The sequence below is a fragment of the Natrinema pallidum DSM 3751 genome (genome assembly GCF_000337615.1).
GTDB lineage: Archaea > Halobacteriota > Halobacteria > Halobacteriales > Natrialbaceae > Natrinema > Natrinema pallidum.
Genome location: NZ_AOII01000032.1, coordinates 18862 through 33310, shown reverse-complemented (window position 1 = coordinate 33310; position 14449 = coordinate 18862). Strand labels below are relative to the sequence as shown.

General features: G+C 66.3%; 13 protein-coding genes. 4 read left to right on the top strand and 9 right to left on the bottom strand.

The features are described 5' to 3' along the window. Window positions 1-151: 151 nt before the first annotated feature. Window positions 152-1300, bottom strand: a complete 1149-nt coding sequence (locus C487_RS04070; protein WP_006184410.1) for a M24 family metallopeptidase — start codon at window positions 1298-1300, stop codon at window positions 152-154. A gap of 334 nt (window positions 1301-1634) precedes the next feature. On the opposite strand from C487_RS04070, the gene C487_RS04065 reads away from it, so the two are divergent. From C487_RS04065 to C487_RS04055, 3 genes are all read left to right on the top strand, one after another. After that, window positions 1635-3338 carry an alpha,alpha-trehalose-phosphate synthase (UDP-forming) gene (locus tag C487_RS04065; RefSeq protein WP_006184409.1) on the top strand — a complete coding sequence of 568 codons (1704 nt, stop codon included), beginning with the start codon at window positions 1635-1637 and terminating at the stop codon, window positions 3336-3338. A gap of 2 nt (window positions 3339-3340) precedes the next feature. Beyond that, window positions 3341-4162: a trehalose-phosphatase gene (gene otsB / locus C487_RS04060; protein WP_006184408.1), complete on the top strand. Its 822-nt coding sequence runs from the start codon at window positions 3341-3343 to the stop codon at window positions 4160-4162. Between the two features lie 323 nt (window positions 4163-4485). After that, entirely contained in the window at window positions 4486-4836 is a 351-nt protein-coding gene (locus C487_RS04055) for a winged helix-turn-helix domain-containing protein (protein ID WP_006184407.1), read from the top strand. 54 nt (window positions 4837-4890) lie between these two features. On the opposite strand, the gene C487_RS04050 is transcribed toward C487_RS04055, so the two are convergent. The 4 genes from C487_RS04050 to C487_RS04035 form a co-directional block, all read right to left on the bottom strand. Continuing rightward, on the bottom strand, window positions 4891-5694 hold the full coding sequence (locus tag C487_RS04050; RefSeq protein WP_049907897.1) for a peptidase M10A and M12B matrixin and adamalysin: 804 nt from the start codon (window positions 5692-5694) through the stop codon (window positions 4891-4893). Between the two features lie 39 nt (window positions 5695-5733). Continuing rightward, entirely contained in the window at window positions 5734-6087 is a 354-nt protein-coding gene (locus tag C487_RS04045; protein ID WP_049907896.1) for a hypothetical protein, read from the bottom strand. A gap of 376 nt (window positions 6088-6463) precedes the next feature. Beyond that, entirely contained in the window at window positions 6464-8521 is a 2058-nt protein-coding gene (locus C487_RS04040; protein ID WP_006184404.1) for a bacterio-opsin activator domain-containing protein, read from the bottom strand. A 149-nt stretch (window positions 8522-8670) separates the two neighbouring features. Continuing rightward, a complete protein-coding gene (locus tag C487_RS04035) occupies window positions 8671-8928 on the bottom strand; it encodes an MTH865 family protein (protein ID WP_006184403.1) in 258 nt (85 codons plus the stop codon). 207 nt (window positions 8929-9135) lie between these two features. Between C487_RS04035 and C487_RS04030 the strand changes: the two genes are divergently transcribed. Further along, the gene (locus C487_RS04030; protein ID WP_006184402.1) at window positions 9136-9525 is read left to right on the top strand and encodes a ribbon-helix-helix domain-containing protein; all 390 of its coding nucleotides are present in this window, start codon (window positions 9136-9138) and stop codon (window positions 9523-9525) included. Between the two features lie 88 nt (window positions 9526-9613). Here the strand turns inward: C487_RS04030 and C487_RS04025 are convergent, their stop codons facing one another. The 4 genes from C487_RS04025 to C487_RS04010 all read right to left on the bottom strand — a co-directional run bounded on the left by C487_RS04025 (window position 9614) and on the right by C487_RS04010 (window position 14392). Beyond that, window positions 9614-11203 (bottom strand): cobyric acid synthase, encoded by a 1590-nt coding sequence (locus C487_RS04025; protein ID WP_049907920.1) that lies wholly within the window; start codon window positions 11201-11203, stop codon window positions 9614-9616. Window positions 11204-11370: 167 nt separating this feature from the next. After that, window positions 11371-12852, bottom strand: a complete 1482-nt coding sequence (locus C487_RS04020; RefSeq protein WP_006184400.1) for a hypothetical protein — start codon at window positions 12850-12852, stop codon at window positions 11371-11373. Then, window positions 12849-13604 (bottom strand): ABC transporter ATP-binding protein, encoded by a 756-nt coding sequence (locus C487_RS04015; RefSeq protein WP_049907895.1) that lies wholly within the window; start codon window positions 13602-13604, stop codon window positions 12849-12851. The genes C487_RS04020 and C487_RS04015 overlap by 4 nt, the downstream gene beginning before the upstream one ends. A 98-nt stretch (window positions 13605-13702) precedes the next feature. Then, entirely contained in the window at window positions 13703-14392 is a 690-nt protein-coding gene (locus tag C487_RS04010; RefSeq protein ID WP_049907918.1) for a cob(I)yrinic acid a,c-diamide adenosyltransferase, read from the bottom strand. Window positions 14393-14449: the final 57 nt, after the last annotated feature.

Genomic DNA, 14449 nt, shown 5'->3' with positions numbered 1-14449 from the left:
TCCGATCGGAGTCGCCGAAAGCCGTTCACCGGAAACCCGGTGTGTGACCCCGTCCCGGCCCTAGCCTCGTGTCCGGCGACCGATCGGATTTCACCGGAAACCCGGTGTCCCCGTTCGACGCGGCCGAGCCATCGGCCGATTCGAGCGGAACTCAGCGGCCGCTTTCCCAGCCCCGCGGCGTATCGTTCAATCGCTCGGCACCGTCGTCGGTCACGACGACGAGATCCTCGATTCTGACGCCGAACTGCCCATCGAGGTAGATCCCCGGTTCGACGCTGAAGACCATGCCAGGCTCGAGTTCGCGGTCGTTGCTGGCGACGATGTAGGGCGGTTCGTGGACCTCGAGCCCGACCCCGTGACCGGTTCGGTGGACGAAGGCGTCGCCGTAGCCGGCCGCTTCGATGACCGACCGGGCGGCGCGATCGATCGCACCGGCTTCGACGCCGGGTTCGACGGCGTCGATCGCGGCTTCCTGTGCCTCCCTGACGGTTTCGTGGACGTGCTCGTATGTCGCGGGCGGATCGCCGACGACGATCGTTCGCGTTTGATCGCCCGGATACCGTCCCGTTCCACCCTCGAGATCGGCCGCGACGAACGCGCCGAAATCCAGAACGATCGGGTCGCCGGCCTCGATCGGCCGCGAGCCGCTGTGGTGGTGTGGCCGGGCTCCGTTCGGGCCGGCGGCGACGATCGTTTCGAAGGCGGGCTCCTCGCCCCCGTGAGCGGCGAGCAGGCGGTCGATCTCCGCTGCCAGCTCCGATTCGGTCGTCCCGACGAGGTCGTCGCCGCGGTCGCGTATCTCGAGCGAGACCCGGTCCGCGATCGCGCCGGCCCGCCGGAGCGCGTCGAGTTCGACGTCGTCTTTCCGGATTCGCAGCGGCTCGAGGGCGGTACTGGCGAGCCCGAACTCGGCGTCCGGACACAGTTCTCGGAGGTCCTGGGTGAACGTCGCCCACAGTCGATCGTCGACGAGGACGGTCGCCGGATCGGAGCCGTCGAGGGCATATTCCTCGAGCACGGTCGCGATCTCCTCGAGCGGGTCGTCCGCGTCGGTCCACGGCCGCAGCTGTAAGGCCGGAATGGGGAGGTCGGAGAGTTGGTCCTCGTACATCGCCGGCGCGACGAGGGCGGGATCGCCGTGCTCGGGAACGAACAGCAAGAGGTGTCGTTCGGACGGCGTCTCCTCGAACCCGGTCAGATAGGTCAGATTCGGACTCGGGAAGCAGACGGCCAGGTCGGCCACCGTGTCCTCGAGTCGGCGCTGGCAGGCCGCGATCCGGCGCTCGAACGGGGGTTGCATGGGCGGGGATTCGCTCGAGCGAGAAATCAACGTTTGGTTCTGGCGACATCGGCGTGGGGTGTCGTCGGCCCCCGGCTGCCACCAAGCACCGGTCGCTTCGCCAGTTGGGTGCGTCGTTCCCGTCTCGGCCAGTCGAGTGTGGTGCTCGCATCCCCTTCCATCACCGCGGCGCGGCACACGCCTCGCGTCCCGGCGCGTCCGAGACCGGTCTCGAGCGACGACTGTCCCGGTGGTCGAACAGTCGGGACGCCGCGAGTGCTAACAGGAACGTATTAACCCCCTGGCGACCGCAAGCGGCGAAGCAACCCGTCGGGATGCTGTGGTAGTTCAGCGAATGCGAGTTCCCGAGCGGTTGTCGTCGACGACTGTACGAAATAGACAGCGACGGGCCGACGGTCGCGGCCGAACGAACGCGGAGCCCGCGTCCGACGGGCCCAGCTGTCCCGGTTCGCTGATCGTTGTTTCGAACCGGCAACCGTATCGTCACGAGTACCGAGACGAGGACGCCACCGCGCCGTCGGATGACGGCGCGACGAGTCCCGACGGAACGGGTCCCCCGCGGACGGGAACGGACGGCGGTGGGCGTTCCACGGCCGAGACACGACCGATCGCGGTCGACGAGCCGACCGGTGGTCTAACCGCCGGTCTCGATCCCGTTATGCAACGAACCGACGGGACCTGGATCGCCTGGGGCGACGGCGACGCGGACTTCGACGTAACCGACGAGCGGAACTGCGTGGCCGTCCCGCCGGATGCGGGTGCCTATACGCTCCGCCGACTGGACCTCTCGGACGAAGCCGTCGACTCCTACTACTACGGGTTCAGCAATCGCGTGCTCTGGCCGCTCTGTCACGGCTTTCCCACCCTGATCGAGGACCGGCCGACCGACTTCGACTGGTACCGCACGGTCAACGAGCGCTTCGCCGAGGCGGTGGTCGACCATGCGACGGCCGACTCCATCGTCTGGATACAGGACTACCACCTCGCGCTCGCGCCGCGGATGATCCGGGACTCGGTGCCCGCCGGGGCGATCATCGCGCACTTCTGGCATATCCCGTGGCCGTCGCCGGCGACGTTCCGGCAGTGCTCCGCCGCCGGCCGCGTTCTCGAGGGGCTGCTGGGAAACGACCTGATCGGCTTCCACGTCGATCGGTACGCCGAGCAGTTCCTGCACTGCGTCGATCGCTTCCTCCCGACCGCGGCCGTCGACCACTCCCATGGAACGGTTCGCTACGACGGGCACACGACTCGCGTCGTGGCGACGCCGATGGGCGTCGACGCCGATGCGTACGAGCGGGACGCCCGGGCGAGCGATCCCGACCGGCTTTCGGACCTGTTCGCGGAGTATGGGATTCCCCAGGGGACGACGATCGGGCTGGGGTTGGATCGGCTCGACTACACGAAAGGGATCCCCGAACGGCTGGCGGCCCTCGAGCGACTCCTCGAGCGGAATCCGGAGTGGCGCGGCGCGTTCACTTTCGTCCAGAAGGCGACACCCTCACGGACCGACATCGAAACCTACGAGCGATACGGCGAACTCGTCCGCGGCGAGGTCCGACGGATCAACCGCCGCTTCGAAACCGACGACTGGCGGCCGATCGTCTACACCGAGGACATGCTGTCCCAGGCGGACATCTGCGCGCTCTACCGCCGCGCGGACGTGATGGTGGTCAGTCCGCTGATCGACGGCATGAACCTCGTCGCACAGGAGTACGTCGCCGCGAGCGTCGACGGCGACGACGCACTGGTGTTGAGCGATCGGACCGGAGCACACGAGCGCCTCGGGTCGCACGCGCTGACGATCGATCCGACCGATACCGACGGGTTCGCGGCGCAACTCGAGCACGCGCTCTCGATGTCGTCGTACGAACGACGACGGCGGATGAACACGCTCCGTCAGCGCGTATTCGACGACGACCTCGAGTCGTGGATGGCGACTCAGTTCGACTGGATCCGGCGGGTACACGGCGATCGTGAGCGCAGCGAAACGAATACCGACACCGACTCCGAGTCCCGGGAGCGGACACCGCCAGTGTAGCGATGCCTGCGATCGAGACACCGCCACGGCCGCTCTGGGAACGATTGTCGCGGATCCGAACGACGCTCGCGGACGCCGCCGGATTGCTGGTCTGTCTGGATTTCGACGGGACGCTCGCGCCGATCGTCGACGATCCGGACGCGGCGGTCCCGACCGAGTCGAATCAGCGGGCAGTGACCGCGCTCGCGGAGACGCCGGGCGTGACGACGGCGATCGTCAGCGGGCGCGCGCTGACGAACGTCCGCGAGCGGATCGACGGGCCGACGATCTACGCCGGCAATCACGGGCTGGAACTCGATCGAAACGGGTCGATCGCCGTCCATCCGGTCGCACGCAAGCACGCGATACGAGTCGAGCGGCTCTGTGCGATGCTCGAGACCGTGCTGGCGTCCGTCCCGAACTGTCGGGTCGAGAACAAGCGCCTGACCGGCACGGTCCATCTCAGATCCGTTCCGCCGGCCGCCGAGGCGACCGTCCGTCGGATCACCCACGATCTCGTCGATCGCGTCGGCGGTGACGCCCTCGAGATTTCGACCGGGAAACGCATCCTCGAGATCGGACCCGACTTGCCGTGGGGCAAGGGCAACGCGGTCGAGTTGATCGCCGCCGCCGAGCCCCCCGGAACGGCCGTCGTCTACATCGGGGACGACGTTACCGACGAATCGGCGTTCCGTGCCGTCGAACCCGACGGAATCAGCATCCGAGTCGGCGACGACGAACCCTCGAGCGCGTCCTATCGGGTCGCATCACCCGCCGATGTCGCGTCGTTTCTCTCGTGGCTCGAAACGGTCCAGAACGAACGCGGCGAACGAGTACGGCAATGAGGACGCGAATCGGCGCTCGATGGCGACTCGTGCGCACGCATGGATCGCGAGGAAAACGGGAACGGCTAGAGTGGGGCGGGTGGGAGCCGAGTATGGGCAAGTCGGGACCGAGTCCGGTATGGGGGAGCGGCGTACCGGGGCTCTGCTCGGTCTGGCACTGACGGTCGGGGGAACCGTCCGCGATCGCTCGGCCCACCCACCAGGATCGTATGAACGCCCAGTACTTAAGGACACCGATGGTAATAATCGAAGAAAACAACTCGTCTCGAGCCGAAAGTATTAGTTACCACTGGAAATATAGACCGGTACGAGAGTGAACGAGAGTGAAACTCCGCCAACCAACTGATTTCCTGATTCTCGAGGCGCTCGAGGACAAGGGACGAAACGTCGCAACGAATCTGGCTGCACACACGGGAAAGAGCCGAAAGAACATCAACACCAGACTGCCGGTGCTCGAGGATTACGGGCTCGTCCGAAAGATCGGTCCTGCCGAGCGATCCGGTCTCTACGAGATTTCCTCGACGGGGAAGGCGGCGCTGGTGTACCGAGACCAGTACGACGAAGTCGACGACTTCGAGGCGCTCATCGAAGGGCCAAACGCCGCCACGGACCAGAACGGAGAGTCCCAGGCCAGTTTCGCCCGCGGTGAGAACGACGACGAAACCGACGAGTAACGGCACGGACGTTCGGTTTCGCCGTCGGCCGTTCATTTTCGGCCGGAGTGGCAACTATCCGATCGCGATCGGGTCTCGATCCGTTCGGATGGGTTCCGAGAAGAGTCCGCCGTCGTACGTCGCGAGTTCGCGACGGGCACACGGCGAGAAGGCGAAGCTGAGCCGTTTCTCGAGTCCGTCCTGCGCCGGCGGGATCGCCGACCCGCAACGATCGTGATCGGCCTGGTACGACGGGTCCCACGCGTAGCTACTGAGCATCGGCGTCGCGATCACGGCTTCGCCGTCGCGGATCGCCACGCCGTGTTCGTGGTCCAGCCCGAGTGCGTGTCCGATCTCGTGCACGAGGACCTGCATCGTTCGCGTCGGTGCCGTGTTCGGGACGATCCACCGCGTGCCGTCGACGAGCGACTCGTCGAACGGCTCGAGGTCGGCGATATGTCGCGCCCCGCCGACCGATGCGATGTGTGCCACCCCGTATCCGGTCGGTGCGTCCTCCATCCGTCCGTCGGTAACCAGCAAGTTGACGTCCGCCACCGGGTCGAGATCGCGTCGGCCGAGGCCGCCCGCCACGACGGCCGTCGGCCACTCTCCGCGGGTCATGAGCCGGGCGGCATCCTCGGTCGAGACCGCAACGGTCCCGCCGAAAGAGAGTTCCACCGTCCAGTGCTCGAGGGAGCGGATCGCCGTGAGGTACTCGCGGATGCGGTCGGTAACCCCCTCGTAGGTCGCGGCCTGCTCCGAGAGCCAGACCCGAACGGAGAGCGTTTCGGGTGGCTCGCGCGACGCCTCCGCCAGCGTCCCGAGCGAGACCATCGAACCGAGTGCTCCGAGGACCACGCGACGCGTCTTTCGTGTCATCGTACTGCCGTCCCCTCGTTGTGGGTGGACATGGACGGGCTACCCCTCGTGTCCGGTTACACCGCTTCGCTCACCGTCGGCCGGCGGTGTGTACGGGGCTGTCCGTGACGGCCCCGCTCGAGTATCGACGACTCGAGTGCGGTCGTCGGTGACGCGAATTCCGACGCCGGCGGGCAACTCGGCCGGCTCGATCGCCGCGAGCAAGAGTAACGCCCCGTCCCGGGTTTCGACCACTACCTTCTCGGGGGCCCGCTGTCGCAGACAGAGCGTCCACACCCCGGCTCGAAGCCGCCGTTCGATCTGCCAGTCGGTGACGTACCGCCCGTCGGTTCCTTCGAAGACGGTGTCAAACGGTGGCACGAATACGTCCCTCCGCCACTCGCAGGGTGGCATGCAGTCCCGGTTTCCGAACGGTCGTCGTCATTTCCCTTCGATCGATGCGCTCCCGACCGGATCGGTGCTGGGGTTCATATGGCACTCTTTGAAGCAATCGTGACTGTCAGACGAACCCGACTACCACGCCGGAATCGAACGGATCGGCTACGGCTGGCCGAGGGCGGAGTCGCTACGGGACGACGGAGCCCGCCCTCGACGGCCGGCGACGGCGACCGCTCCCCCGCGGTTAGTTGTGACCGCCGTTCTCGAAGAACTCCTCGAGAATCGCGTATGTGTTTACCCCCAGAAATCGCAGGAGGACAGTAGGTTCAAAATCGGGGAATTCAATTAGAAATCCGTAAAATTCGACCGCCGNCACTGAGAGATATATAAATCAAATAGAGGGTGCTGTTTTCAGCCGTCTCAGTGGCTCAGCCAGGAACTCTATGGGGGTAAACACATGCAGAATCGCTTTGAGTCCCTTTCGAAGGTGTTGGTGCATCGTCGGCGGTGAGATATCCATTGCCTCCGCGATCTCTTCACCGGTACTTTCGCGGGGCCAGTCGAAGAACCCGCCGTAGTATGCGAGGCGTAACGTCGTGAGCTGACGATCGGTGAGTCGGTCGAGGATTCGGCTTCGGCGCTGGGCCGCCGTCCGGACCGGCCGATCGACTTCGCGTCTGGCGACGAGTTCGGTGTTCTCGTAGATGACGGTCAGCGCCTCCGCGATTTCGCGGACATCGGCGTCTTGGGATACCTCGACGAGACAGGTTCCGATCCCCGACTCGACCGTTACGTCTCGGATCGTCGCCCCGTGGTTCGCGAGCGTCCGGACGCCGGATTTCGCCAACTGCATCTCGAGCGTACAGCTTTCCTCGCCGTCGTGAATGAGTCGACACTGCTCGATGGACTCGTGGTCCCGCGCTTTTTCGAGAACCGTCTCGCCGTCCAGTCCGTCGACCGTCACGTACTGGAAGGTCCGGCCGTTGGCCGTGGTGCCTGCCCACTCGAGCGAGCAGGTGCAGTCGTACGCTTCGGAGAGGTCAAACGAGAACGTCTCGCCGCCGTTGATCCGGAACTCGAGTTCGACGACGGTGTCGGAAAAGAGCAGTTGACGGTTCTTCACCGCCATGATGGTAAAGCCGATCGTCTCGCCGAGCAGCCTGAACCCGGCTCGCTCGCGCTCGCTGAAGGCGTCGTCCCGGCTCGCGAGGACGGTGAGAACGCCGTAGATCGCGTCCTCGTGGGTGATCGGGACGGCGATCGCGGATCTGACATCGTCCTCGCGGGCGGCCTCCTGCAGCGGTTCGGGAACCCTCCCGTCCTCGCGAATCCGGTTCGTCGTTCGGATCTCGCCGGTCTGGACCGCCCGCGTGACCGGCCGCTCCTGATCGACCGTGAGATCCCGGACGCCGTCGAGATAGGTCTCGGCCTCCCCCGCCCCGGTCCGATAGGACAGCTGCCCGTCGCCGGCCCGTTCGGCGATCCACGACCCGCAGTAGAGGTCGGAATCGACGAGTTGCTCGCAGACCTCGCGTTCGATGGCATCCCGGGCCGGTGCCTCGACGAGCGTTTCGATCACCTGCCGGACGACCGCATTGATCCGATTGAGCGTCTCGAGTTGGTCCTGTCGCGATCGGAGTTGCCGTTCGCGCTGTACCCGCTCGGTGATATCCCGAGCCAGCCAGACGACGGCGCGTCGTCCCTGAATACGCTGGTCGATCGGAACGACGCGGGCCTCGAATCGGCGGGGGCCCTCGGTCGTTTCCGCGTCGTACTCGACCGACTGGACATCGTCGGTTCGGATCGCCCGATCGATGCAGTCCTGTAGCTTCGTGGCGACCTGATCGGGGAAGGCATCCTCGAGTTGTGACCCCGGGAGGTCGTCGGCCGCCGTCGAGTACAGGTCGGCCGAATCGGGCCGGGCCTTCGCCTCGAGATAGGTGCCGTTCTCGCCGATGACGAACGCTTCGTCGGGCAACTCGTTTGCGAGGATGCGGTGATAGCGGCCGTCGTCGGCCGACGGCGACTGGGGCTGGGATTGGACCGTCGCGACGATCCGATCGATCGGGTCCTCGTCACCAGCCGTCGGCACGTAGTCGGTCGCGTCGGCCCTGAGGGCGACGGTCGCGAGCCGCTCGCTTCCCTTTGGGGGTGCGACGATCGTCGGGACGGTCGCCAGCCGAGCGTGAACGCGCTGCAGAATGGTCTGTATTTCGCCGGGACAGTCGAGTTCGAGGACGACGCCGCTCGGGACGGTCGCCGCCGTTTCACCGTCCGCATCGGGCGGATCGGTAGCGTCCGTCCCCAAGATGTCCTCGAGGTCCCCTGTCGCGGGGCGCGTTCGAACCTCGTGTTCGGTTGCCCGCTCGAGTCGCGAGCGGAGATCGCTTCCCTGTTCTCGAACGTCCGTTACGACGACGATCGGCCCGGGTCGATGTGTAGCGGTCATCCTATCTCCTCCCTGTCCCGTATGAATGCGGACGGATTCAGCCAACGAGACTCTATTCTACCAAGACATGTTGTGGAATAAAAGCTTACTGGTCGTTTAGCACCCGCTCGACGACTCCCCGCGTGATTTCGTCACCGATCTCGGTACCATCACGCGTTCATCATACCTCGGTCCCGAAGCTCCGCGAGCAGGTCGTCGACGAGCGACTCGACGTCGTCGTACGGAAAGTCGCCGCCGGACGTCTTCGCCTGTAGTTCCATCACGGTCATCGAGAACTCGCCGGATTCGAACGTCGTTCCGGGCCCGTCCGGAAGCGCTGGGACCAGTTCCATCGGCCCCGCGACCGGGTACTCAGCACCCTTGAACGCGTCGACTAGTTGCGCGCGGAGTTCGGCTTCGTCTGTCATCAAGTACCACGGTTCGGCTCCGAAGCGGATAAGAGTGCAGGTGGCTTGCCGTCTCCGAACTGCGGTACGCGCGGCCGTAGGAGGCTCGGACCGGTCTGCTCCCCGACTCGAGCAGAGCCCTCGGCTCCGTCGACTCGAGCGCCTCGGCTTCGAAACGGCGCTGAACAGTAGAAACAATAATTAGTCAGCGGCGACCAGTGTCCGGGTATGGCGAAGGATACCGTCAGATACCCCGACGACGTGGTCGAAGAGATCGACGCGCTCGTCGAAGACGGTATGTTCGAGAGTAAATCCGAGTTCTATCGCTTCTCCGCGGAGTACGTGCTCGCCCTGATCGACTCCGACCACGAAGTGAAGACGTTCAACTTCGACGAGATCAAGTCCGAACTCGATATTAGCGCGGAAGACCACGCCAAAGCGCTCGGGGCCGACGGTGGCACGTTCTTCCTCGACGCGGTTATCAACGTTCGAAAACACGGTCTGCGCGGCAACTACGAAGCCGCCGAACGGTTCATCGACACCCACTACGACGAGACCGATCAAGAGTGTATCATTCTCGAGGAACTGCTCGGCACCTACCGAGGCGAGTCGGGCTAAACCGACCGGCCAATCGCTTCGGTCGCGTACGTCGCCCCGCGCCGAACCGTGCTGGACGTTTTTTCCGCGACCGTTCCCATCGGGTTCGTCAGTTCGGCTCGAACGGGTCGCCGAGCGCGGCCAGATCGACGTTCTCGCCGACGAGCCGCGCCGCACGATCGTACGGTGTCGCGCCAGTCACGTCCGCCTCGGCCGCCGCCGTGGCTGTCGCACGCGCCGGCCGGTCGATGCCGGCCGTCGCCGCGACGTGCTCGAGAAACGCCGTTCGGACCGATTCGTTGTCGAACAGGCCGTGCAGGTAGGTTCCGAGTATCCGTCCGCGGGCCGCGCTCGAGTCGCCGAGCGGACGGGTCACGTCGCCGACGGCCGTCGTTCGCCCCGCGTGGATCTCATAGCCCGACGCGGTCCCGTCGACGCCCGACAGCAGCGGCGAAGCGGTCCCGTCGACGGGAACCGTCGTCCGCTCGAGGCGCTTGTCCCCCTCGAAGCGGGTTTCGACGGGTAACAGCCCCAGTCCGTCCACGACATCGTCCGCGCCCGTCCCCTCGAGTGCGGCGTTGGTGATCCGGTCGCCGAGCAACTGGTAGCCGCCACAGACGCCGACGATCGGCCCGTCGAAGGCTGCGAGCGCGTCGTCGAAGCCGGCCTCCCGGAGCGCCAGCAGATCGTCGACCGTGTTCTTCGTCCCCGGAACGACGACCGCATCGGCGTCGATACCAGCGAGGGGAGCAGCGTCGCCGTCGTCGACCGGCACGTACACCACCGAAACGCCGGGCTCGTCCGCCAGCGCCTCGAGATCGGTCGCGTTCGAGATTCTGGGCAGTCGGGGGACGGCGATCCGAATCCGGCGATCGGCGGGCACGCCGTCGTCCCCGCCGACGACGCCGCGTTCGTCCGTCCCGGGGAGGCCGACGCTGTCCTCCTCGGGGAGCCCCGGGTCGTCGTAGGGTATCACGCCGAGGATCGGAACGCCGGTCCTCGACTCGAGTTCCTCGATCCCGGGCTCGAGCAGCGACGGATCACCCCGAAACTTCGTAATCACCGCGCCGACGATCCGGTCGCGGATGTTCGGGGGGACGAGTTCGATCGTGCCGTAGAGGCTGGCGAAGGCACCGCCGCGTTCGATATCGACCAGCAGGAGGATGTCGGCGTCCGCGAACGCGGCGGTCTCGACGTTCGCGAGGTCCCGATCGTGGAGGTTGATCTCGCCGATGCTGCCCGCGCCTTCGGCGACGATCACGTCGTTGTCGGCTGCCAGCCTGCGATAGGACGCTTCGGCGGCCTCACGCGCTCGCTCCCAGTAATCCTCGTAGTAGGTGCCGGCGGGGACGTGGTCGTGGGCCGTTCCGTGCACCACCAGCTGGCTCTCGCCGTCGCCACGGGGCTTGAGGAGAACGGGATTACAGTCCGTCGTCGGCGTGATCCGGGCCGCGCGAGCCTGCACGAACTGCGAAACGCCGATTTCGCCCCACTGGCCGCCGGTGGTCCCGTCGGAGTCGGTGCGCTCCCAGTCGGCTCCGGTCGGCCGAGCGACGACCCGAGCGTTGTTGCTCATGTTCTGGCCCTTGAACGGGGCCACGTCGATCCCGCGGTCGGCGAGCAACCGACAGAGGCCGGCGGCGACCGTCGACTTGCCGACGTGGCTCGCGGTTCCGGCGACGAGAAGCGTTCGTGTCATCCGCGTTGAGCGGTAGTCGGGGAGCCGGGCGTATCGTCCTATCGGTTCTTCGGGGAGGGTTTCGGCCGGCTTCGGGACCGAACGATCGCCTCGATCGGCGGCCTGCCGCCGGCGTCTCGCGACCGCCATACCCAGCCTCGGCGGAATAGCGGGATGGAGGTGACCAGCTATTCCGTCCGGTATCGCGCGTCCCAGCGCGGTCCGGCGCGACTCGAGAGGACGAGTCCGACGAGTCCCACGACGATCCCGCCGAGGGCGAGCGCGACGGCGAGTGTCGCCGATGGCGGGACGACGACGAAGCCGGCGACCAGCGTCGGCACCAGCGGGACGGCGACGCCGACGGTGAACGTCGCGAACCGGACAGCGTCGAAGAGGAACTCGTTGGGATCGAAGCCCGCGATGTAGACCGTGAGGCCGTAGTAGTACAGCGCGTAGCCCGCCAGGAGAACGGCTCCGACGACGGCGTCGACGAGCGTCGCGTCGAACCAGACGACGGCGGCGAGATAGGGCACCGCGACCGCCGGCGCACCCACCAAGACGAACGCGATCCGCTTCGCACGGAAGACATCGGCGATCGAGATGGGGTAGGTGAGGTAGGCCTCGAGCGAATCGAACTGGGTCAGCCAGTTGTACGTCGTAAACGCCGAGAGGCCGAGCACGCCGCCGAAGAAAACCCCCGGCGCGGGCGCGACGCCGGTGATCGAGTCGACGACGCCGACGAGCGCGGCCACGAGCGCCAGCAGGATGCTGGCGGAGACGAACGGCTTCCAGACGCCGCCCGAGGAGCGCGCGAGGTCGAGCAGCGACTTCGTGACCAGCGGGGCGTCCGCGAGTGGCAGCGCGTCACTGATCCGGGCGAAGCGATCGCTCGCGGTCCGCGAGGGCCGCCCGTAGGTCGGATCGTAGACCGCGAGCGAACCCGCCGCGACGGCGAGAGTTCCGACGGCCAGTCCGCCGGCGGCGGCCGGAGGGCCGTCGATCGGGACCAGGACCGACCGAACCGGTCCCAGTCGGCCGGTCGCCCAGCCGCCGATGACGGCGAGTCCGATCCCCAGTCCGATGACCCAGGACGGAACGCCCCGCGTGCGGACGGCGATCAGTGCGACGGTGGTGGCCATTCCGACGGCGAAGACGAGGGAGAGCGAAAGCCAGAACAGGCCGATCGAGAGCGGCGGCGTCGACAGTCCGTCGACCGCAAGCCCCCCCAGCGACATGGGCAATACGAACGCGATCGCGTAGAACAGCCCGTCCTTCAGGAGGAACGCACCCAGCAGCCGCCGCCGCGAGAGCGGCAACGTCGTCGATGACGAGAGCAACAGCGACAGCCGCCCGAAGACGTTCTCGAGCATGTCCGATCCGGCAAAGCCCGCGGTTCCGCTGTAGAGCCCGAAGCCGACGGTGAGGACGTGTAGGCCACCGACGACCGTCCCGGGTGCGGTGCCGGTCTCGACGAGTGCCACGGTCGCGCTCACGGTCAACAGCGCGATCACGAACGGAAAGAGCGCGAACCGCCAGCCGCCGAACAGTTGCGTGTGGAGCCGCCATTCCTCTCGAAAGAGTATCGCGAGCAGCCGCGGGGTCGAAAGTCCGGCGTCGGAGCGGTCCGCGTCCGCCCCGATTGCGCGGTCGGTCGTTTTCGGCCCGCTCATGTCTGCAGTTGCTCGAGCGCCGGCGTGTCTCGTGCGTCCTCGCCCTCGACGCGGTCGAGGAAGAGGTCGAGCAGCGACTCGTCGGTCGGGTCGTCGGCCAGGGAGCGTTCGGCCACGAGCTGGCCGTCAGCGACGATGCCGACGCGGGTGCAGATTTCCTCGGCGACGTCGATGTTGTGCGTCGAGACGAAGACGGCGTTGTCGTCGGCCGCATAGGAGACGAGAAAGCGCTTGACCTGTTCCTGGACGAGCGGGTCGAGGTTCGCCAGCGGCTCGTCGATGAAGACCACGTCGGGTTCGTGGACGAACGCCTGCGCGATCATCACTTTCTGTTGTTGCCCCCGGGAGAGGTCCGTATGCAGCGTGTCGAGTTTGCTCTCGAACCCGAGCCGCTCGGCCCACGCGTCGGTCCGTTCGGCGACCCGGTCGGGATCGAGACCGCGCACCTTGCCGACGAACGCGAGGTATTCGCGGGGCGTAAGAAAGCTCGGTGGGGATTCTTGTTCCGGTAGGATACCGACCTGTCGGCGCGTCTCGATCGGGTCGGCGACCGGATCGGTTCCGAGAACGCTCACGTCGCCCGCGTCCGGCTCGATCTGTCCGGTCAGGACCCGAATCGTGGTGGTCTTCCCGGCACCGTTCGGACCGAGAAAGCCGTACACCTCGCCCCGGTCGACGTCGAACGCCATTCCATCCACTGAGTTGACAGTTCCGTATGTCTTTCGCAGTCCGGCAACTCGAATCACACCCATTGGCTTGCCAGTCTTTCTCAGTATCTGATAATAATTGTGTTGGTCGGCACGGAGTGCTGCCGGTGGGTACCTGCGATGGCGCGTTCGCAGCGAGCCGGTCAGAACTCGGTTCCCCGTCGCGCCCGCTGGCCGTCGTCGATCGGATGTTTCACTTTTCGGACGTTCGTGATCAGGTCCGCACGATCGGCGAGGTAGTCGGGCTCGGTATGACTCCCCGATAACACCAACTCGAGGGCGGCCGGCTTCGCGTCGATGAGGTCGTGGACGTCCCCTTCCGAGAGCAGCCCCCGATCCGCGGCGTAGAGCACTTCGTCGAGGATCAGCATGTGCATGCCCGCCTCGGGCGGTGCATCGAGATCGATCGACTCGCCGAGATCGGCGTCTTCGGCGGCCGCGAGCAACTCGCGGGCGCGTTCGAGGCCGGCCTGTGCCTCGGCCTCGTGGTCGGCCTCGTCGCTCCCGTCTGCCATCCCGTGCCAGCCGTAGTGGCCGAGGTTCTCGTAACTGATGCCCGGCAGGGCGGCCATGGCGTTGTACTCGCCGCGAACGGCATCGACGCTCGAGGCCCCGCCTTTCATGAACTGGAGCATGTGGACGCGGTAGCCGTGGCCGGCGGCGCGCATTCCCATGCCTAGCGTGGCGGTCGTCTTCCCCTTTCCGTCGCCCCACCAGACCTGAACGAGGCCGAATTCCTCTGGAACGGCCGGTTCGATCCGTTCGGCCTCGGGCGTTCGTCCCTGCCCCGGCGTGTTCTCGACCGCGGACTCGGGGGTCCGATCGTCGCTCATACCCGTGCCGTCGGACCGGTTGCACATGTAGTTGCCCCATCGATCCGTCGCTTCCGA

Bases quoted from the DNA above. Each gene is read 5' to 3' on its own strand.
- C487_RS04040 (WP_006184404.1), bottom strand. From the start codon at position 8,521: ATGACCGCTACACATCGACCCGGGCCGATCGTCGTCGTAACGGACGTT.
- C487_RS04015 (WP_049907895.1), bottom strand. From the start codon at position 13,604: ATGGGTGTGATTCGAGTTGCCGGACTGCGAAAGACATACGGAACTGTC.
- C487_RS04030 (WP_006184402.1), top strand. From the start codon at position 9,136: ATGGCGAAGGATACCGTCAGATACCCCGACGACGTGGTCGAAGAGATC.
- otsB (WP_006184408.1), top strand. From the start codon at position 3,341: ATGCCTGCGATCGAGACACCGCCACGGCCGCTCTGGGAACGATTGTCG.
- C487_RS04025 (WP_049907920.1), bottom strand. From the start codon at position 11,203: ATGACACGAACGCTTCTCGTCGCCGGAACCGCGAGCCACGTCGGCAAG.
- C487_RS04050 (WP_049907897.1), bottom strand. From the start codon at position 5,694: ATGACACGAAAGACGCGTCGCGTGGTCCTCGGAGCACTCGGTTCGATG.
- C487_RS04020 (WP_006184400.1), bottom strand. From the start codon at position 12,852: ATGAGCGGGCCGAAAACGACCGACCGCGCAATCGGGGCGGACGCGGAC.
- C487_RS04065 (WP_006184409.1), top strand. From the start codon at position 1,635: ATGCGAGTTCCCGAGCGGTTGTCGTCGACGACTGTACGAAATAGACAG.
- C487_RS04010 (WP_049907918.1), bottom strand. From the start codon at position 14,392: ATGAGCGACGATCGGACCCCCGAGTCCGCGGTCGAGAACACGCCGGGG.
- C487_RS04035 (WP_006184403.1), bottom strand. From the start codon at position 8,928: ATGACAGACGAAGCCGAACTCCGCGCGCAACTAGTCGACGCGTTCAAG.
- C487_RS04070 (WP_006184410.1), bottom strand. From the start codon at position 1,300: ATGCAACCCCCGTTCGAGCGCCGGATCGCGGCCTGCCAGCGCCGACTC.
- C487_RS04045 (WP_049907896.1), bottom strand. From the start codon at position 6,087: ATGCCACCCTGCGAGTGGCGGAGGGACGTATTCGTGCCACCGTTTGAC.